This window comes from Shewanella indica, from assembly GCF_002836975.1.
Classification (GTDB): domain Bacteria; phylum Pseudomonadota; class Gammaproteobacteria; order Enterobacterales; family Shewanellaceae; genus Shewanella; species Shewanella indica.
The window spans coordinates 61,423-81,657 of record NZ_NIJK01000054.1; the positions used below are offsets into that span (position 1 = coordinate 61,423).

General features: G+C 52.8%; 19 protein-coding genes. 12 read left to right on the forward strand and 7 right to left on the reverse strand.

Annotated elements, in window-relative coordinates; all coding sequences use genetic code 11:
• Positions 1-7 precede the first annotated feature (7 nt).
• The 4 genes from ppsA to CX650_RS19250 all read left to right on the forward strand — a co-directional run bounded on the left by ppsA (position 8) and on the right by CX650_RS19250 (position 6,901).
• Positions 8-2,377, forward strand: coding sequence for a phosphoenolpyruvate synthase (gene ppsA / locus CX650_RS19235; protein WP_101096757.1), 2,370 nt, complete (start codon positions 8-10; stop codon positions 2,375-2,377).
• A gap of 91 nt (positions 2,378-2,468) precedes the next feature.
• On the forward strand, positions 2,469-5,507 hold the full coding sequence (gene ydiJ, locus CX650_RS19240) for a D-2-hydroxyglutarate dehydrogenase YdiJ (RefSeq protein ID WP_101096758.1): 3,039 nt from the start codon (positions 2,469-2,471) through the stop codon (positions 5,505-5,507).
• Between the two features lie 73 nt (positions 5,508-5,580).
• Positions 5,581-6,030 (forward strand): DUF1285 domain-containing protein, encoded by a 450-nt coding sequence (locus CX650_RS19245; RefSeq protein ID WP_101096759.1) that lies wholly within the window; start codon positions 5,581-5,583, stop codon positions 6,028-6,030.
• 448 nt (positions 6,031-6,478) lie between these two features.
• Positions 6,479-6,901: a MarR family winged helix-turn-helix transcriptional regulator gene (locus CX650_RS19250; RefSeq protein WP_039033408.1), complete on the forward strand. Its 423-nt coding sequence runs from the start codon at positions 6,479-6,481 to the stop codon at positions 6,899-6,901.
• A 28-nt stretch (positions 6,902-6,929) separates the two neighbouring features.
• Here CX650_RS19250 and CX650_RS19255 read toward each other — a convergent pair whose 3' ends face one another.
• Positions 6,930-7,265 carry a hypothetical protein gene (locus tag CX650_RS19255; RefSeq protein WP_039033407.1) on the reverse strand — a complete coding sequence of 112 codons (336 nt, stop codon included), beginning with the start codon at positions 7,263-7,265 and terminating at the stop codon, positions 6,930-6,932.
• A gap of 176 nt (positions 7,266-7,441) precedes the next feature.
• Positions 7,442-8,476: a Glu/Leu/Phe/Val dehydrogenase dimerization domain-containing protein gene (locus CX650_RS19260; protein ID WP_101096760.1), complete on the reverse strand. Its 1,035-nt coding sequence runs from the start codon at positions 8,474-8,476 to the stop codon at positions 7,442-7,444.
• Between the two features lie 300 nt (positions 8,477-8,776).
• On the opposite strand from CX650_RS19260, the gene CX650_RS19265 reads away from it, so the two are divergent.
• Positions 8,777-9,211, forward strand: a complete 435-nt coding sequence (locus CX650_RS19265) for a DUF4826 family protein (RefSeq protein ID WP_101055829.1) — start codon at positions 8,777-8,779, stop codon at positions 9,209-9,211.
• 251 nt (positions 9,212-9,462) lie between these two features.
• Here the strand turns inward: CX650_RS19265 and CX650_RS19270 are convergent, their stop codons facing one another.
• The 4 genes from CX650_RS19270 to CX650_RS19285 form a co-directional block, all read right to left on the reverse strand.
• On the reverse strand, positions 9,463-10,368 hold the full coding sequence (locus tag CX650_RS19270) for an ABC transporter ATP-binding protein (protein WP_101096761.1): 906 nt from the start codon (positions 10,366-10,368) through the stop codon (positions 9,463-9,465).
• Entirely contained in the window at positions 10,365-11,207 is an 843-nt protein-coding gene (locus CX650_RS19275) for an ABC transporter permease subunit (protein WP_101096762.1), read from the reverse strand. Before CX650_RS19275 ends, CX650_RS19270 begins: the two co-directional genes overlap by 4 nt.
• A gap of 150 nt (positions 11,208-11,357) precedes the next feature.
• Complete coding sequence (locus CX650_RS19280) at positions 11,358-12,071, reverse strand: YceH family protein (RefSeq protein WP_101096816.1); 714 nt, start codon at positions 12,069-12,071, stop codon at positions 11,358-11,360.
• A gap of 170 nt (positions 12,072-12,241) precedes the next feature.
• The gene (locus tag CX650_RS19285; RefSeq protein ID WP_101096763.1) at positions 12,242-13,075 is read right to left on the reverse strand and encodes a CvfB family protein; all 834 of its coding nucleotides are present in this window, start codon (positions 13,073-13,075) and stop codon (positions 12,242-12,244) included.
• A 276-nt stretch (positions 13,076-13,351) separates the two neighbouring features.
• Here CX650_RS19285 and CX650_RS19290 point away from each other — a divergent pair, with 276 nt between their 5' ends.
• From CX650_RS19290 to pdxH, 7 genes are all read left to right on the forward strand, one after another.
• Positions 13,352-13,582, forward strand: coding sequence for a hypothetical protein (locus CX650_RS19290; protein ID WP_101096764.1), 231 nt, complete (start codon positions 13,352-13,354; stop codon positions 13,580-13,582).
• Between the two features lie 548 nt (positions 13,583-14,130).
• A complete protein-coding gene (locus CX650_RS20195; protein ID WP_093983023.1) occupies positions 14,131-14,277 on the forward strand; it encodes a hypothetical protein in 147 nt (48 codons plus the stop codon).
• Positions 14,278-14,384: 107 nt separating this feature from the next.
• Entirely contained in the window at positions 14,385-15,260 is an 876-nt protein-coding gene (gene speE / locus CX650_RS19295) for a polyamine aminopropyltransferase (RefSeq protein ID WP_028779304.1), read from the forward strand.
• Between the two features lie 28 nt (positions 15,261-15,288).
• Positions 15,289-17,202, forward strand: coding sequence for a biosynthetic arginine decarboxylase (gene speA, locus CX650_RS19300; protein WP_101096765.1), 1,914 nt, complete (start codon positions 15,289-15,291; stop codon positions 17,200-17,202).
• A gap of 52 nt (positions 17,203-17,254) precedes the next feature.
• On the forward strand, positions 17,255-18,184 hold the full coding sequence (locus CX650_RS19305) for an adenosylmethionine decarboxylase (RefSeq protein ID WP_039033399.1): 930 nt from the start codon (positions 17,255-17,257) through the stop codon (positions 18,182-18,184).
• Between the two features lie 31 nt (positions 18,185-18,215).
• Positions 18,216-19,145 (forward strand): agmatinase, encoded by a 930-nt coding sequence (gene speB / locus CX650_RS19310; protein ID WP_039033398.1) that lies wholly within the window; start codon positions 18,216-18,218, stop codon positions 19,143-19,145.
• An 82-nt stretch (positions 19,146-19,227) separates the two neighbouring features.
• Positions 19,228-19,866 carry a pyridoxamine 5'-phosphate oxidase gene (pdxH, locus tag CX650_RS19315; RefSeq protein WP_039033397.1) on the forward strand — a complete coding sequence of 213 codons (639 nt, stop codon included), beginning with the start codon at positions 19,228-19,230 and terminating at the stop codon, positions 19,864-19,866.
• A gap of 58 nt (positions 19,867-19,924) precedes the next feature.
• Here pdxH and CX650_RS19320 read toward each other — a convergent pair whose 3' ends face one another.
• Entirely contained in the window at positions 19,925-20,140 is a 216-nt protein-coding gene (locus CX650_RS19320) for a cold-shock protein (protein ID WP_025009621.1), read from the reverse strand.
• Positions 20,141-20,235: the final 95 nt, after the last annotated feature.

Consider the following 20,235-nt stretch of genomic DNA (forward strand, 5'->3'; position numbering starts at 1 on the left):
TAGAACTGTGCAGCAATACGTACTCTGGTATCAGGAATTAGGCATGGGTGACGTCAACAAGGTCGGCGGTAAAAACGCTTCCCTTGGTGAAATGATCAGTAATCTGGCCAATGCCGGTGTTCAAGTACCTGGCGGCTTTGCGACCACATCCCACGCGTTCAATGAGTTTCTTGAGCAAAGTGGAGTAAACCAGAAGATATATGACATTCTTGACACATTGGATGTAGATGATGTCAACGCACTGGCTAAAGTTGGTGCACAGATCAGACAGTGGGTTATTGAAACCCCATTTCAGCCAGAACTCGAACAAGCGATTCGAGAAGCTTACGAAAAATTAGCCTCTGAAACCCAAGACGCTTCATTCGCCGTGCGTTCCTCTGCCACCGCAGAAGATATGCCCGACGCTTCATTTGCCGGTCAGCAAGAAACCTTCCTCAACGTGAAGGGCTTTGAAGCTGTATTGGTTGCCATCAAGCATGTGTTTGCCTCTCTGTTCAACGATCGCGCTATCTCCTATCGTGTGCATCAGGGTTACGACCATCGCGGTGTGGCACTGTCTGCCGGTGTTCAGCGCATGGTACGTTCCGATAAAGCGGCTTCCGGTGTGATGTTTACCATGGATACCGAGTCCGGCAACAAGGACGTGGTATTTATCACTTCTTCCTTCGGTTTGGGCGAAATGGTAGTGCAAGGTGCGGTTAACCCGGACGAGTTCTATGTACACAAGCCAACCCTGACTGCCGGTCACAAGGCCGTTGTTCGTCGTAATATCGGCAGCAAGCTGATCCAGATGGTGTACTCAGATGATGCATCTCACGGCAAGCAGGTGAAAATTGAAGATGTCGCCAAAGAACAGCGCATGACTTTCTCCATCAATGATGAAGAAGTGATGGAACTGGCCAAGCAGGCGATGATCATTGAAAAGCATTATGGCCGTCCGATGGATATCGAATGGGCCAAAGACGGTAACGACGGTCGTCTCTACATAGTTCAGGCTCGCCCTGAAACCGTGCGTTCCCGTGAAGATGTGCAGCTGATTGAGCGTTATCACCTCAAGAGTCGCGGCGAAGTGATCTGTGAAGGTCGCGCCATCGGCCACAAGGTGGGCTCAGGTATTGCCAAGGTGCTCAACTCTATCGACGAAATGGACAAGATCCAGCCAGGCGATGTACTGGTTACCGATATGACTGACCCGGATTGGGAACCTATCATGAAGCGCGCCAGCGCCATTGTCACCAACCGTGGTGGCCGTACCTGTCACGCAGCTATTATCGCCCGTGAACTGGGCGTGCCTGCGGTAGTGGGTTGTGGTGACGTGACCGACAAAATTCAAAATGGTCAGGAAGTGACTGTATCCTGCGCCGAAGGCGACACAGGTTATATCTATCAAGGCAAGCTGGAGTTTGATGTGATTTCCAGCCGCGTTGATTCCATGCCTGATCTGCCGATGAAGATAATGATGAACGTGGGTAACCCTGACCGCGCCTTCGACTTTGCCCGTCTGCCTAATGAAGGTGTGGGTCTGGCTCGTCTCGAGTTCATCATCAACCGCATGATAGGCATTCACCCCAAGGCTCTGCTGGAATTCGATCAGCAAACCGACGAGCTGAAAGCCGAGATCACTGAGATGATCGCCGGTTATGAGTCTCCGGTTGAATATTATGTTGCCCGTCTGGTGGAAGGTATCTCTTCTATCGCTGCAGCATTCCACCCCAAGAAGGCTATCGTGCGTATGTCTGACTTCAAGTCAAACGAATACGCCAACCTGATCGGCGGTGACAAGTACGAGCCAGAGGAAGAGAACCCAATGCTGGGCTTCCGAGGCGCCAGCCGCTACATCTCCGAGTCGTTCCGCGATTGTTTTGCCCTCGAGTGTGAAGCCATCAAGCGGGTTCGTAACGACATGGGGCTGAAGAACGTTGAGATCATGATCCCGTTCGTTCGTACTCTGGAAGAAGGCCGTCAGGTTATCGAACTACTGAAAGAGCAAGGTCTGGAGCGTGGTAAAGATGGTCTGCGCGTCATCATGATGTGCGAACTGCCATCCAACGCCCTGCTGGCGGATCAGTTCCTGGAGATGTTCGATGGTTTCTCCATCGGCTCCAACGACCTGACTCAGCTGACTCTGGGCCTGGACCGCGACTCCGGCATCATCAGTCACCTGTTCGACGAGCGTAACGAAGCCGTTAAGGCGCTGCTGGCGATGGCTATCAAGTCTGCCAAGGCCAAGGGTGCCTATGTGGGTATCTGTGGTCAGGGTCCTTCGGATCATGCTGACTTCGCCGCCTGGTTGGTGGAGCAGGGCATAGACACTGTGTCTCTGAACCCAGACACAGTGATTGACACCTGGCTGTACCTGGCTGAAGCCCACGGCTAAGTCAGAAACAGTTCTTATGAAGGAAGCCGCTTTTTAGCGGCTTTTTTTTGTTTATAATGGCCCGATAACAAAAAATTTATTCGAGCATAAGATGTTACCCTTACTATCACACCAACAAACTCTGGAACCCCTGTATCTGGAATATCTGGATGCGCTGGAGCAGCGCGGTTTTCGCGGCGATATCGACAGGCGTTACAGTGCCCGCTTGGCACAAGCGACGGATAACTCCGTCTATCAGTTTCTGCCACAGGCGGTGCTCTACCCCAGAGACAGTGCCGATATTGCCATGGCGTTGCAGCTCGCCAGTGAGGCTGCTTTTGCCAAGGTGGTCTTCAGTGCCCGCGGCGGCGGTACCGGAACCAATGGTCAGGCGCTGACTCATGGGATAGTGCTGGATCTCTCGCGCCATATGAACCGGGTGTTGGAAGTTAATCCAGAGGAAGGCTGGGTTAGAGTCGAGGCCGGTGTGGTCAAGGATGCGCTCAATGATGCGTTGCGGCCGCACGGCTTTTTCTTCAGTCCGGATCTTTCCACCTCCAACCGAGCCACCCTGGGCGGCATGATTAATACCGATGCCTCCGGCGCCGGCTCGCTGGTGTATGGCAAAACCTCGGATCATGTGCTGGAGCTTACCAGTGTGTTGGTGGATGGCAGTGTGCTGCACACGGCTCCGGTGAGTCGCGAGGCATTGGAATCGGGTGAGAAGGTGACTGACAACCCGCTCGGCAACAAGTTGATTACTGAGGTGGCCCGTCGCTGCCGTGAGCAGCGAGAGCTGATTGAACAGCGCTTTCCCAAACTGAACCGTTTTTTGACCGGTTACGATCTGAAAAACGTCTGGGATCAACAGCTGAGCGAATTTAATCTGTCGCGGATCCTCACAGGCTCAGAGGGAACGCTGGCGGTGGTGACTGAGGCCAAACTGGATATCACCCCTTTGCCGGCCAGCCGCCTTATGGTCAACATCAAGTATGACTCTTTTGAATCTGCGCTGCGCCATGCGCCCGACTTGGTGCTCGCCAATGCCACTGTGGTGGAAACCGTCGATTCCAAGGTGCTGAATCTGGCGCGGGAAGACATTATCTGGCACTCGGTATCCGAGCTTATCCAGGAAGTGCCCGGCAAAATAATCGATGGTCTTAACATGGTGGAGTTTGCCGGAGAACAAGCCCAGGTCGATGAGCGGGCAGAGCTTCTGGCCGCGGCGCTGGATGCACAGATTGCCGCCGGTGAGAAAGGGGTGCTTGGGTATCAGCTCACCCGGGATGCCGGTTCCATCAATAAGATTTATGCCATGCGCAAGAAGGCGGTGGGGCTGCTCGGGGCCACCAAAGGTCGCCGCAAACCTATAGCCTTCGCCGAAGATACCGCCGTACCACCGGAAAAGCTCGCCGACTATATCATGGAGTTTCGTGCGCTGTTGGATAGCCATCAACTGCAATACGGCATGTTCGGCCATGTGGATGCCGGGGTGCTGCATGTGCGTCCGGCGCTGGATATGTGCGATCCCAAGGATGAAGCCTTGCTGCGTACCGTTTCGGATCAAGTGGCGGCACTGACGCAGAAATACGGCGGCCTGATGTGGGGCGAGCACGGTAAGGGGGTGCGTGGTGAGTATGGCCCCCAGGTATTTGGCGAGCAGCTTTGGAGTGAGCTTGAAGAAGTTAAGACGCTGTTCGACCCCCAGAATAAACTCAACCCGGGTAAGCTGGTGGCGCCCAAAGGCCAACAGCTTATCTACAATGTCGACAGTACCAAGCGCGGCAGTTTCGACAGGCAAATACCGGTCAGTGTTCGCGATGCCTTCCCGGATGTGATGAACTGTAACGGCAACGGCCTGTGTTTTAACTACAGCCGCTTTTCGCCTATGTGCCCCTCGTTCAAGGTGACAGGAGACAGGATCCATTCGCCCAAGGGCCGCGCCGGATTAATGCGCGAGTGGCTGCGACTGCTGGAATCCGAAGGCGTCGATGTCAATGAGCTCGCCAAGTCCAAACCCATGGGCCTGTTGCAGCGACTGCAAAACAGCCTCAATGCCAAGAAAGAATACGACTACTCCCACGAGGTGATGGAGTCGCTCAAGGGCTGTCTCGCCTGTAAGGCGTGTTCCGGCCAGTGTCCGGTGAAGGTGGATGTCCCCAAGTTCCGGGCACAGTTTTTCAGCATCTATTACCGCCGTTATCAGCGTCCCGCCAAGGATTACCTGGTGGCCGGTGTCGAGGATTCGGTGCAGCTGATGGCCAAGGCGCCCCGGCTGAGTAATTTCGCGGCGCAGAATCCTCTATCCAAGTGGGTGATTAAAAAGGCTCTGGGGTATGTGGATGCGCCTGCGCTGTCTGTACCTACGCTGAAACAGCGCCTCGATGCTCACCCCAGCCGCGGTTATGATCTCAACGCCTTGAGTGCTATCCCCGCCGCTGAGCGACAAAATTATGTGTTGGTGGTGCAGGACCCTTTCAACAGCTTTTACGATGCTGAACTGGTTTATCGCTTTATTCGCCTGATTGAAGCGCTTGGGCTCAAGCCGGTATTGCTGCCGTTCAAGCCCAACGGTAAACCGGCTCATATCAAAGGATTTCTGGAGCAGTTTGCCAAGACGGCACAGACCGCCGCCGATTTTCTCAATCAGGTGCATGCCCTTGGCATGCCCATGGTGGGGGTAGATCCGGCGCTAGTGTTGGTTTATCGCGACGAATACCGTGAAGCGCTCGGCGCCAAGCGCGGCCAGTTCAATGTCCAGCTTGCCAGCGAGTGGCTCAGTACTATGCTCGAACAGTTACCGCAACTGCCTGCAAGCGGGCGTGAGTTCACCTGGTTCAGCCACTGCACCGAATCCAGTGCCCGTCCCGGCACTGCCAAAGAATGGCAAACCATCTTTGCCCGTTTTGGTGCCAAGTTGGGAACCGTGAATCTGGGTTGTTGCGGCATGGCCGGCACCTATGGCCATGAGTTGGAAAACCTGCCACGTTCCAAGGCTTTGTATGAGATGTCCTGGGACGAGGCGATAAAGTCGTTGCCAAAGGAGCAGATACTGGTGTCTGGTTATTCCTGTCGCAGCCAGGTCAAACGCTTTGGCGGCTTCAGGCCCAAGCACCCCATCGAAGCCTTGCTGGAACTGACTCAGGCGTAAGCCTGAGAGCGCCAAGAATAGGGCTCCAAAAGTGTGGAGCCCATGAATAGGGAACCCAAAATAGGAAGCCAGGATGAAACAGTCGGCAGACAAGGTGAGTGAGGCCCTGAAAGGGCTGGGGGCAAGGCCTGACTTATGTCAGCAGCAAGCCCTGTTTGAGATAGATGTTAAAGGCGATTGGTATTATCTCAACTCACCGCTGCCGGCCAAGTTTGCCAGGCTCTTCAGCAGTATTTTGCACTGCATCGAGGGTGAACATCTGTTGCTCACCCCGGCAGAGCGTTTGAGGGTAGCGGTGGCCGACACACCGCTCATCATAGTTGATTACAAGCAGCTGGATATCGAGGCCGAGAGCAGCCGTTTTGCCCTGGTTTGCTCCCAGGGTAATGAGTTTGAGGTGCTGGGGCTCAATGCCTTTGAGTGCGCCGAATCCGGGCTATTGGTAAGCTTGCCTCGTGGTCTCAAGGCCAGGCTTGGGCGTGCCTGTTTCTATCGCTTTGCCGAAGCCTATTTACTGAGTTAAAAGTCAACGGAATCGCTTTGCCATTCAGGCAGATATAAAACCTTTATTTACAGTAGCCTGACTGTAAATGCCCCATTATTCTCCTTTCTTGTGTTAGTGAAATATTCAGCAGGTGGTAGTATTAATACCATTGGTATAGAAGTTTGATAGACTCAGAATCGGGTTAGCCACTCAAGTTTAAGGCGGATTGTCGGCTGGCAATCGTGTACCCATAGGGGAGTCATAAAGCCGTATATTTGGGCAAGTCAATGCGGTTTTGTTCCGCTTGAGAGGTCATATGCCGTTTTTCATGCTCCCTGTGTAGGTCAATCATTTTGCGCAGTGGTATAGTTAAACTCGGCAGCGGCATGGCCCGGCGCCAATGAAATAGAATAAGCGATTTTGTTGCATAAAGCGCTTGCCCCTGCCGATAGCGAACAGACAAGCCCTGAAGTACAGGAGGTGTTGCTTGAACCGCAAAGAGAGTCTCGGTTATCTGGTATCCCATCTGAACGTGGAACTGCAACATGAACTGGATAGCCGCCTGAAGCGTTATCAGCTGGATATTAAACTCTGGCCTGTTTTGTTTGCGCTCTGGCAAGAGGAAGGGATCAGCCAAACCGAGTTGTCACGTCGCTGTGATGTGGCCAACTACACCATGACACGCCTGTTGGATCAACTGCAGGTACAAGGCTTAATCTATCGCCATCAGGAAGAAGACAACCGGCGTGCGTTTCAAATTTTCCTGACCGATCAGGCCAAGGCGATGGAGCAGGACTTGATTCGCGAGGCCGAGCGGGTCAACGAGAAGTTTATGGCGGCCTTGGATGAGCCGGAAAGAGCGCAGCTGCTCATGCTGCTCAACAAGATAAATCATACCGACAAGCGTTAACCCTATGGTTAAATGCGCGATCACCGAATCAAAGATAGACTAATAGTACGCACACCAATCCCCCCAGTAGCAACCAATGTTGCATATGTGAGTTGTTTGGCTGTTGTTTTCCCTGTTTGAGGCTCGCCAGCAGGCGGTTACACTTGTAGATGCGGCAGATAGTCAGCTCTGTGGTGGGGTCAACCAGAAGTTGCATCCGGCAACGTGCGCCATTACGTAATTCAAAGCTGTGTTCGCTCTTTAGTCCCAGATTGAATTTGCTGGATACCATTTTACCGTCGACAAACAAACGCTCAAATCCATTCCAGTTACTGGCCTGTAATTCCACCTTTTGCTGTTCCACTTCATAGCCGAATCTGAGCATCACTGACTCCCTGACATTCGAGATGATGAGTGTTAAGTCAAGCAGAGGCAGATGACGCTCGCCAGTCTGGGAAAATGAATTTTCTGTTTCCGGCGCCTATCTCTTTGCCGACAAGGGGAAAATTTTTTCAGTAATAAAAAAGGGCCTGAAGGCCCTTTTATGGAATATGACTGAGCTTAGGCTTGGGTACCATTGATGATGGCGCGGGCCATCTCATCGGCTACTTCAGCTGTGGTGCGGTTCTGCTCATCGGCCTGCTTGAAGATGGACAACAGGGTGTTGTAGATCTCTTCAACCTTGGCGGTAGACTTGGCGGCATCATAGTCTTTTTCGAAAGACACGTTGATGATGCCACCGGCGTTGATCACATAGTCTGGGGCATAGAGGATGCCCATCTGCTTGAGCTGCTCACCGTGGCGGGGCTCGGCCAACTGGTTGTTGGCGCAGCCTGCGACTATGCCGGCTTTCAGCTGTGGCAGTGTGGTGTCGTTAAGTGTGGCACCCAGGGCGCAAGGGGCATAGACATCGACGTCCAGAGCATAGATGTCCTGAGGAGCAACCACCACGGCGCCAAAGTCGGTGGCGACCTTGTCCAGTGATGCTTGATGGATATCGGTTACAAACAGCTCTGCGCCGTCTTCATGCAGGTGCTTGCACAGATAATAGCCCACATGGCCTACGCCCTGAACGGCTATCTTGAGGCCCTTGAGGCTATCTTTGTCCAGCTTGTGTTTAACGGCAGCCTTGATACCCAGGTAAGTTCCCATGGCGGTAAAAGGAGAGGGATCGCCGCTCATTCCTTCCAGACCAAGCACATAAGGGGTTTCATCATGGGCAATCATGATATCGGCAGGGGTGGTACCCACATCTTCGGCCGAGTAGTAGCGGCCGCCCAGGCTGTGAACAAAACGGCCAAAGGCGCGGAACAGTTGTTCACGATTCTCTGTCTTGGGATCGGCTATGATAACTGACTTACCGCCACCCATGGCCAGACCGGCCAGCGCGTTCTTGTAAGTCATACCGCGAGAGAGGCGCAACACGTCAGTGAGGGCTTCATCATCTGATTGGTAGTTCCACATACGGCAACCGCCTACGGCTGGACCCAGGTTGGTGTTGTGGATGGCGATGATGGCACGCAGGCCACTTTCCTTGTCATGACAGAATACTACCTGTTCATGTTCGTCGAATGATACATGATTAAATACAGCCACGTCTGTTCTCCGCTGTGCTTATTGGGGCGGCGCTTAGCGGCCGCCGACCGCTTGTTATATTTATTGCAGAACCATAGCATTTAGCGATACTCTCAACAAAGCTGATGAGCAGAATATTTGTGATCTATCTGGCAATTTTGCTTTCCACCTTACGTTAACGTAAAGCTGGTTGAAAGCTGAAGTCAGCCACCCATAGTCGTCTCATTATGGAGTGGTACTGAAAAAGCTGGCCAGAGGCTTAGTTGAACAGATACAGAATATAAAAGCACAATAAAAACAAACAAGAAGAAAGGAAAGTTTATGACTGAACAGACAAGTACACCGCCTAACGCCGAACAGCAGGAAGCCTTGCGCCAGGCTTGGGTGCGTGAACAGTTCCAGAAAGCCAATAAATTTCTTGCAGAGAAAGGGGTGATCCCCAGCAAAGTGGTACCGGCAGAAAGCCGTTATCTGGCGCCTTATGTAGCCATGTGGAAAATCGAATCCAAACAGCCCAGCCACAAGACCTATTGGGTGATGTCCGGTGACTTGCCTTCCGACTATGTTGATGTCAGCGTAGCAGCCACTGCCCGTGAAGCCTTGCGTCACTTTTCGCTGACCTGGCAGCTCAAGGCCGAGAACTTAGTGCAATCCGGTGCCACCAAAGACCCAACCCAAGCCAAGTTTGCCCAGTTGTTGGTCTCCAGAGCCGAGAGCCTGTACAAGATCCAAGCGGACGATAAGCTCTGGGGGTGATGTCGCAATCAATTTCTCACTCTCGACTTTGACGATGAACTTCTGATAGTCATAGTGACGCCAATAGCCTTGGCAGACTGTTGCTCCCTTCCCTGAGAGGTGTTTCTGCAGAAGTTTGAAAATGCGGTGGCAGATGTGGGGAACTACCAGTAAATCTGTGTCTTAGAGGCTGCTTTTGGATACCCCTAAAACAACAACCCAGCCTATGCTGGGTTGTTGTTTATCAAAGAGAGCTTCTAAGTTCAAAGGCGTCAGGCTGCGCCGTCGAACAGGGTATCTTCCAGTGTGCGGCCTCGCATCAGGCTGCGATATTGCCAGCCATTCTGCTTGAGTAGCTGCAGCAGTTCGATATCCAAGGTGTCCTTTTCCGGTTGGTAACGGATAAGGTAGTTTTGTTTGCCCTTGGCCGAGACCTCGTAAACACCTTCAAGGGCGTAGAGTGCCTCCAGCAGTTTTTCCTGATCACAGTGTTGCATCTGCAGCGTCAGATAGGCTTCGGCGCTGCTCTGCTGCATGGTGACCGACTGGCTCAGTTTACCTTTGTCCAGATACAGCACTCTGTCACAGAGCTTTTCCAGTTCATCCAGATTGTGGGAGCTGATAATAAAGGTAGTGTCTGCGCTCAAGGATTCTACCAACTCGCGAATTTTGCGGGCGTTGGCGGGATCCAGTCCGGCCGTGGGTTCATCCAGCAGCACCAGCTTGGGGTTGCCTATCAGCGCCTGAGCTATCGCGGCGCGTTTCCCCATACCATGACTCAGAGAGTTGGGTTTTTGATTGGCGACGTCCTCAAGGCCTACCAGCGCCAGCACCCGCATGGATTCAGCTTTGGCAGCTTCAGCGCCCATACCCTGCATGCGGGCAAACAGGCTGAATTGAGTCAGCAGGCTGAAGCCGGGATCCAGGGCGGCGTCCTGGGGCAGGGCCGAGATCTGTCCTAAAAGTCCGGTGCTGCCCGGGCGCTGTCCCATCACAGTGATTTCACCACTACTTGGACGTATATAACCCAGCAACAGGCTCATCAATGTGGTCTTGCCGGCACCGTTTGGGCCGACCAAGGCGATGGGACTACCGGGCTCCAGTTGCAAGTCGACGCTATCCAATGCCCGCTTGCTGCCGTAGAGTTTGCTCAGGCCGTTACAGTTAATCAGACTCATAGATCACCTCGCTGCATCATGGTGCGGCCTATTGCCAATAATCCAATGGTTTGCAGCAGTGGCAACCAAGCACTTGACAGTGCCGTTAGCGGCTGGGCATTGAGCATGGCATCTATCTGTGCGCCGGGCACCAGATAACCGATGAAAGAGAGCATGGGCAACTGGGCATTAATAGTTGCCATTACTATCATCATGACGGCAAAGAAAAGCACCGCGAATACGCTGGCTAGTCTGGCCGAGCTGGCCCAGAGTGAGAATAGCGCCATCAGGGCGGTGTAGGGCAGCAGGATCAATACCAGATTGAGCGTCATCATCAAGCCGGAAGTCAGCGCGGGTAGCACCAATGCCATATCCCGGCTCATGGCCAAAAATACGGTTGCTATGACTGTGATGGCAACCAACAGCAATTGGATCAACATCATGCCGAGGAAGCGGCCGAAGAAGAGGGCATCGCGGCCCGAACGCAGGCAGAGAAAGCGCAGTGTGCCGCGGTTTTTGTCCGAGGCGAACTGATCGCCGCAGATAAGAATGCTGAACATGGGGAACAGGTAGAGACTGATGACCCAATAGACGGCTTGCTCGGCAACCGGCCAGGCAAACAGTTGATCCAACGTGCCTTCACCGAAGGCGCCGGTAACAAAATGCTTGAAGTCCGGGTTCAGCAGAAAGCTGGCGGCACCTCGGACCGGATAGGCGAGGATCAGCAGCCACACCAGGGCGAAAGCTATCATCGCCAGGGTGCCACGGCGGTGGAAAATGAGTTTATAGAGTTCAAATCCCGCGAGTTGCAGGGCGTTTTTCAGCCCTCCGGGATGAGTGCTGTGAGTTGCAGTTGTCATGTGGTTCCTTGTTTTGCTCCAAATATGGAGTCCTTGCGGCGACCGGAGCAAGCACCGGGTTGCCGATAAGACGCCAGCCTAACACCATGAGGCCAAGCAGGCCAACGCCTGGCCGCTATTTCAGGCCGTAGCTGTCGTTTTTACGGTCAATTATGCCAGTTGCGCCTTGAGCTCGGCCAATTCCTGTTTTAGTAAAGCCAGCTCTTGCTTCATTGTCGCCAGCTCTTGCTCAAGCAAGGCTATCCGGCGCTGGCTCGCCGTTTCAGGCTCACTTTCGCACTCACCTTCGCGTTCACCTTCATGGTGAGCTGTAGCTTGATTGGCAATCTGAGTGGTATTAGCGCCGCCGGAACTTTCAGATACACCATCATTGTCTGTGAAGCTCTCGGCAAAGCGTATCTCACGTTTTCCTGGCTCCCTGGGCAGTTGGCGGATAAAGCCTTTGTCTTTCAGCGCCAGCAGGGTTTGCTCCACTTGTGGCAGGCCGTCAAATTCAAACAGCCGTTGAGCCCGGCTTCTGAGTTCACCTGCGGTTTGGGCGCCGCGCAGCAGCAACAAACACACTATTGCCAGCTCTTCGGGGGAAAACTGCAGCTCGCCAAATTCTGTGTTGCAGAATCTGTGGCGGTATTTAATGACCCGGCTGCCAAAGCCGGATTGCTCACTCAGTAGACGTTTTTTACTCAGGCTGTCCAAGGCTTGCTGCACTTCAGACTCGCTCAGTTCCATCACGGGATCGCGGCTGGTTTTTTGATTGCAGGCTTGGGTCAGTGAATTGAGAGACAGGGGATAAATATCTGGAGTAGTGACTTCTTTTTCCAGCAGGCAGCCAATCACTCTGGCTTCGATGGCGTTGAGTTGCAACATAATTGACAGTTCCATTCAAGGCAGATGTCGGCCAACTGACCGACATTTTACTCAGTGTTTTTGAGTTATATCAGAGCCTTGAGCCGATGTCGCGGTTTTCCTCGGCTGCGCCTGCCCTGAATAGGACAGGCGCGTTATTTTTGCTCAATTCTTTGCCAGTGCTTTGTTCAATTACTGGCGTGGATACCGTCATCTTCGATGCGCAGTTTTCCGGCCTTGAACAGGCCGCCGATGGCTTTCTTGAAGGCCTTCTTGCTCATGCCGAGCTCGGCGTAGATCACCTCGGGCGAGGTCTTGTCGCTGTAGGGCAGGAAACCGCCGGCCTGGGCCAGCTTCTTCATGATCCGCTGTGATTGCTGATCCAACTCCTGACGGTCAGCCTTTTGCAGGGTCAGATCCAGTTTGTTGTCGTGACGCACCTGCTTGATATAACCCTTGAGCTTTTGGCCAAACTTCAGCTTACGGAACACCTCATTTTGATAGATGACGCCCCAATGCTTGTTGTTGACTATCGCCTTATAGCCGAGATCTGTAGTACCTGCAATGATAAGGTCAACCTGTTGACCATTCTTGTACCAAGCCGGACTCTTATCGACAAACTTATCGATTTTGGACGAAGCGACAATCCGTTCGTCGGCGCGGTTACGGTGAACATAGACCAGGTAACTGCGGCCTTCTTCGGCCTGCTTGTGCTGCTCACCGAATGGCAGCAGCAGATCTTTTTCCAGTCCCCAATCGAGGAAGGCACCGACCCGACCAATGGAAACCACCTTGAGATAAGCAAACTCACCCACCTGAGCCAGGGGCTTTTTAGTGGTTGCGATAGGCATGTCGTTGGAGTCCAGATAGAGGAATACCTCCACCTTGTCGCCCACCTGACAACCCTTGGGTACCACTTTATTGGGTAATAACACCTGTCCCAACTCATGAGCGTTGAGGTAAACCCCGAAATCAACCTGTTTGACCACTTCCAGGGTGCAACTTTGACCTATTTCTGCCATCTGTTTTTGAACCTGATTAACTTTGTTTCAGCTGTCGCGGATTATAACGGATTGCGCTCACCTATGCCCGTGCCTTTTGTTAGGGAAGGTGCGAATAAGTCCTCGTGGCCTTCTCTTTTGTAGGGCGTGGCTTGCACAGCAATTGGCGTTCAAGGCATTTGACTGAAGGCATGCCGGGGCCTGTCGAAGTCAGACTTCCCTAAGTTTGAATAAGACTAAAGTTAGCGCTGCTTTTTGCAGCACAACTGGTTAAGCTGAAAATAAAAACCTTTGCCTATGTTCTCTATCTGGCCCGTCAGCCTGCTGGCACTCTTGTATCTTGCGCTGTTGTTTATCATCGCCTGGTGGACGGATAAATATAAACCCAAATGTTTTCGGGCGCTGTTTTACAGCCTGGCACTCGGCGTCTACTGTACCTCCTGGGCTTTTTTCGGTACCACGGATCAGGCCGCCAATCATGGTTGGTGGCTTTCTTCTGCTGGAGCGCGCGCCTGGGGTGACTGTTGAGGAGATCCGCGCCAAGATGGGCGGGCAGACGGCATTGCGGTGAATCAGTGCCGGAAATGACCTTTGATTAATTCGCTAAATAAGTGGCATTTTTTACTGCCGCGATTTGCGCTTGAATTGCCAGGCTTCACGATAACAAACCTTTGTTTGAGGGTGAGTTTTCACCCTCGAATTCCCCAAGGGATTTGCATTGAAGCAAATTAGGTACTCGAAGCGGTATCAGGCGATCAAAATAGTGAGCCTGAGCATTTAAAAAATCTTGAACAGATAAAATCGGCTTTCATGGCTCAATCTATTGATATAAATCGAAAAAAAATCACTTAAATGGCATAGGTGAATATCGCTACTGTAGTTTATATTTCAAAGCCTTGGATAAACTGTGATTCGTGCTTGCATTATGGGGCACAGCAAGGTTTAATTGCGCCGTTTTGAAGGTACATTCAGTCCTGACAGGCAAACGTGAGTAACAGGGTTATTATGGTTCACGAGTCATTAACCGTGTAAATGAAAAAAGCACCATTTACACGGGGTTAAGAGGGTTTTAGCTAATGCACAGCCATTCATTTGCCGCACTGGTTCGCCAAGTGCCACAACACAGGTTTTCAACCATTGTCAGCTATGACAATACCGGCTTGAAACATCTCACGTTAATCCGCATCAATTCCGGCCGCGAACAGGCCAATAGTCCCAACTGAGCCCGTCGTCCATCTACGACGATATATTGACTCGGCATTCATTTTCGAATTGCCGAGTACGGGTTATTTGTCCACCCTTACATTCAACACCAAGAGTTTTAGGTTAAATGCAAGCCAAGAATATTTACTACGAGACACTGCATCCGGCATACGGGCAGTATTTTGAGGTGGAAAAGGTGCTGTTCGAGCAAAAGACCGAACAGTGGCACCTGAGCATTTTTGAAAATGCCGCTATGGGACGGGTCATGGCGCTCAATGGCGCCATCCAGACCACGGAGAAAGATGAGTTTGTCTATCACGAAATGTTGACCCATGTGCCTATTCTGGCCCACGGCGACGTCAAGCGGGTTCTTATTATAGGCGGCGGTGACGGCGGCATGCTGCGGGAAGTGGTCAAACATAAACAGATTGAATCCATTACCATGGTGGAGATTGATGCCGCCGTGGTGGAAATGTGTAAAAGCTATTTTCCAAACCATTCCCAAGGTGCCTATGATGACCCCAGAGTCAACTTGGTGATCAGCGACGGGATGGATTATGTTAGGCAATCACAGCAAAAATTTGATGTGATTATCTCTGACTGCACAGATCCCCTTGGTCCGGGAGAAGTACTGTTCAGTTCCGACTTTTACGAGGGCTGTAAGCGTTGTCTCAATGAAAATGGGATTTTTGTCGCTCAGAACGGCGTGCCTTTTATGCAGCTGGATGAAGTGCAAAATACCGTCAGACGCATGAGCTCTTATGTGAAAGAGTGTCGGTTCTATATGGCGGCCGTGCCTACCTATGTGGGTGGCAGCATGGCCTTTGCCTGGGCAACCGATGATCTTGAGGCGCGTCAGCATAGCCTGGCGACTCTCGAAGAGCGTTTTGAACGGGCCGGTATTACCACCCGTTATTACACGCCGGCTATCCATCAGGCAAGCTTTGCGCTGCCGGCGTTTGTCGAACAGGCGGTCGCGTCAGCGATGACGGTTACCGCATAACCCATTTTTTGATAACAGGCTAACGAACATGAGTGATTGGTCTATTGACGATGCCCGCGTCGGCTACAATGTCGCATACTGGAGCCAGGGATTTTACGGAATAAGCGATCAGGGTGAGGTGACAGTGTCACCGAACCCTTTGAATCCGGACAGCAAAATCGGCTTGAACGAACTGGCCAAAGACATGGTGAAGGCCGGTGTTAACCTGCCTGTGCTGGTCCGTTTTCCGCAGATTTTGCACCACAGGGTCGATAGCTTGTGCCAGGCTTTTAATCAGGCGATTCAAAAGTACGAGTACGGCGAAGATTATCTGCTGGTTTATCCCATCAAGGTGAACCAGCAGCAGACAGTGGTTGAGGAAATCCTCGCCAGCCAGGTCAGCAAAGAAGCTCCGCAACTTGGGCTTGAAGCCGGCAGTAAGCCTGAGCTGATGGCGGTACTGGCCATGGCGCAAAAGGCCAGCTCAGTCATAGTCTGTAACGGCTACAAGGATAAAGAATATATCCGCCTGGCCCTGATAGGCGAAAAGCTGGGCCACAAGGTCTACATAGTGCTGGAGAAGATGTCCGAGCTCAAGATGGTGCTGCAGGAATCCCGCGAGCTTGGGGTTACTCCGCGTCTGGGGCTGCGCGCACGTCTGGCGTTCCAGGGCAAGGGCAAGTGGCAGGCCAGTGGCGGTGAAAAGTCCAAGTTTGGTCTGTCTGCTGCGCAGGTGCTGCGGGTGGTCAACGAGCTCAAGAGTGCCGACATGCTGGATTCGCTGCAGTTGCTGCACTTCCACCTGGGTTCGCAAATCGCCAATATTCGCGATATTCGCCATGGTGTGGGTGAGGCGGCGCGCTTCTATTGTGAGCTGAGAAAACTGGGGGCCAAGGTCAACTGTTTCGACGTGGGCGGCGGCCTGGCGGTGGACTATGACGGTACCCGCAGCCAAAGCAACAACTCAATGAACTACGGCCTGAGTGAATACGCCAACAATATCGTCAGCGCGCTGAGTGATGTCTGCGCCGAGTACGAGCAGCCGGTGCCGAGGATTATCTCTGAGTCCGGCCGCTTCCTGACGGCGCACCACGCCGTACTTATCACGGATGTTATCGGTACTGAGGCTTATTCCCCTGAGAATATTCAGCCACCGGCAGAGGATGCCCCACAGCTGCTGCACAATATGTGGCAGTCCTGGAGCGATATCCGCGGCCGCGCCGATTCCCGCGCCTTGATTGAGATTTTCCACGATACCCAATCGGATCTGGCCGAAGCTCACGCTCTGTTTGCTCTGGGGCAACTGAGCCTGGAAGAGCGTGCCTGGGCGGAGCAGACCAACTTGCGTGTCTGTCACGAGCTGCAGGGATTGATGAACAACAAGAACCGTTATCACAGACCCATCATTGATGAACTCAATGAGAAATTGGCTGATAAGTTCTTCGTTAACTTCTCGCTGTTCCAGTCGCTGCCGGATGCCTGGGGTATAGATCAGGTGTTCCCTGTGTTGCCGCTGACCGGGTTGGATACCGCACCTGAGCGCCGCGCCGTGATGCTGGACATCACCTGTGACTCGGACGGTATGGTGGATCAGTATGTGGACGGGCAGGGGATCGAAACCACACTGCCGGTTCCTGCCTGGAGTGCCGAGAGCCCGTATCTTATCGGTTTCTTCCTGGTGGGGGCTTATCAGGAGATCCTCGGTGACATGCATAACCTGTTCGGTGATACCAACTCGGCTGTGGTGCGTCTCGATGAAAGCGGCCTGGCCAACATAGAGTCTGTGCTGTCCGGTGACACAGTGGCCGATGTACTGCGCTATGTGAACCTGGATGCCGTATCCTTTATGCGCACCTACGAAGAGCTGGTGAATCAGCATATTGCCGAAGACGAACGCACCTCGATCCTTGAAGAGCTGCAATTGGGTCTTAAGGGGTATACCTATCTGGAAGATTTTTCATAAGGTCGGTGCATTCAGCAGGCCCTTCGGGGCCTGCAACAAGTAGAGATAAAAGATGTTTTTTGAAGGTTCAGAAAAAAAAATTGAAGTGATAGTGACGCCGGCTACGCCTTCGCTGCGCTCACTGGGAAAGCCCTTCTGGGAAGAGATGGTGGCCAAGGCCAATGCAGAAATCCTCTCTTCCGTCAGCAATGATTATTGCGATGCCTATCTGCTCAGCGAGTCGAGCCTGTTTGTTTGGGACGACAGATTTTTAATGTTGACCTGTGGTACCACCACTCTGGCGCGCTCGACTCTGCATTTTATCGACTCCCTCGGTGAAGAGGCGATAGCCTTTGCGACTTTTCAGCGCAAAAACGAATATCTGTCGCACCTGCAGGCCAGCTCTTTTGAGCAGGACTTACAGGCGTTGAGAGAGAAGCTGTCCGGCGTGGCGTATCGTATCGGCCATCTGGATTCTCATCACCATTATCTGTTTTGCAGCGACAAGGCTTTCAGCGCCGAGAGCAGTGATGCCACCAGTGAGCTGTTGATGTATCACATTCGTGGTGAAGCGGCTGACTACTTGCGCTCCGATAACCAAAGCTGCGAAGGGGTTAGGCAACTGCTGGCACTGGAAGAGATGCTGCCCGGATTCCAGTTTGATGACTTTCTGTTTGAGCCCTTTGGTTATTCCATCAACGGCATTCGCGGCAAAGAGTATATGACTATTCATATCACGCCCCAGGAAAGCAGCTCTTATGTCAGCTTCGAGACCAATCTGGATCTCGCCGCACAACCGATAGATATCTTCGCCCGTTTGCTGGCTATTCTCAATCCCGGCAGCTGGGATGTCATCGGCTTCAACGCCCAGTTGGATACCCGTGGTTACCCGGAACATTTATGTTTGGGAAGTTGCTCTTTGTCCCTGGAGCAGGGTTATAATGTCAGCTTCAGTCATTATCAGCAGATGTGCCACGAAGTGCTGATCCCTGAGTCCATGTAAATATCGGCATTAGCCAAGTTTTGGAGTATTTATGACCACTTTAGCAGATAAACCTGATTACTCGCTTTATTCAAATGCGTTTGGTTATTTGCGTCAGCCACTGGATTTCAAACCGCTAGAAAGCGATGCGGATGTGGTGGTAATAGGTTTGCCTTTCGATATGGCCGTTACCGGCCGCAGCGGTGGCCGTATGGGGCCCGGAGCTATCCGCAATGCCTCGACCAATCTGGCCTGGGAAGAGAAGCGTTGGCCTTGGGATTTCAGCCTCAGCGAATATATCAAGATAGTGGACGCCGGCGATCTGGTATTTAATTGTGGTGATGCCGCCGATTTTACCGAGCGCACCGAAAACTTTGCCAGCAAAGTTCTGGCCTCCGGTAAGACACTGCTGAGCTTTGGCGGTGATCACTTTGTAACCCTGCCGCTGCTGCGCGCGCACCACAAACAGTTTGGCAAGATGGCGCTGCTGCACTTCGATGCCCACACCGACACTTACAGTGAAGGCAGTAAGTTTGACCATGGCACCATGTTCTATCACGCCCCTAACGAAGGCTTGATCGATCCGGCCCATTCTGTGCAGGTGGGGATCCGCACCGAATACACCAAAGAAGGCCACGGTTTTCAGGTGATTGATGCCGCCATGGCCAATGATATGACCGCCGATGAAATCGTGGCGCAGATCAAGGCTCGGGTTGGCGATATGCCTTTGTATGTGACTTTCGATATCGATTGCCTGGATCCTGCCTTCGCGCCGGGAACCGGTACTCCGGTGTGCGGTGGTCTCACCAGTGACAAGGCGCTGAAGATTATCCGTGGTCTCAAGGGCCTCAACATAGTGGGTATGGATGTGGTTGAAGTGGCACCTGCTTACGATAGCGCCGACATTACCGCGCTGGCGGGCGCGACTCTGGGCCTGGAAATGCTGCATGTCTGGGCCTTGTGCCAGGGCAAAGTCAAGTAAGCCGCTTCACGTTAAGCCAACGCTTGTCGTTGGCTTTTCTTTCGCTGGGGCATTGCGCCCGGTTCAGGGACAAGGATAGACAATGACAGATTTGAGTGATATTCGCCGTGAATACACCCGGGGCGGCCTCAGGCGTGCCGATCTGGCCGCCGAGCCCATGGCGCAGTTTGAGCGCTGGATGGCGCAGGCCAAGGATGCACCTTTGACAGATCCTACCGCCATGGTGGTGGCCACAGTGGATGAAACCGGCCAACCGTTTCAGCGGATAGTCTTGCTGAAGCGTTTTGATCAGCAAGGATTTGTATTCTTTACCAATCTGGAAAGCCGTAAGGCGCAGCAGATTGCCGTCAATGCCAAGGTTAGTTTACTGTTCCCCTGGCATCCGCTGGAGCGCCAGGTGGCCGTGACAGGGGTAGCCGAAGCCCTGTCTGCTACAGAGGTATTCAAGTACTTTGTCAGCCGTCCGAAAGACAGCCAGATAGCGGCCTGGGTCTCGAAACAGTCGAGCAAGCTTAGCGCCCGTCAGGCACTCGAGAGTAAGTTTGCCGAGATGAAGGCCAAGTTTGCCAAGGGCGAAGTCCCCTTGCCCAAGTTTTGGGGCGGCTACCGCATAGTGCCTTCCAGTGTGGAATTCTGGCAGGGCGGTGAGCACAGGCTGCATGACAGATTCCTCTACAGCCGCACAGATGACGGGTGGGAGATCAATCGTCTCGCACCTTGATGGCGCGATGGCCTAACAAGAGGGACGGCATCTGCCGTCCCTTTACTTTATCCGTCAGCTATTTTAACCGCACTACGTTTTCTGCCTGCAGCCCCTTTTGGCCTTCAGTCACGCTGAAGCTGACCTTCTCACCCTCTTTCAGAGTGCGGCGGCCGCTGCCTTGAATGGCGCGGTAGTGGACGAACACATCGGCGGCGTTTTCCTGGGTTAGAAAACCAAAGCCCTTTTCATCGTTGAACCATTTAACGGTTCCTGTCACCTGTTGTTCTGACATAGTTTCCTCTTTCAGTAACTTAGCCTAGGCTGTTGCTTTGTATAAGTAGATGTAGGGTAAAGAGGATTTGTTTCACTGGTTTGACACTCTGATTT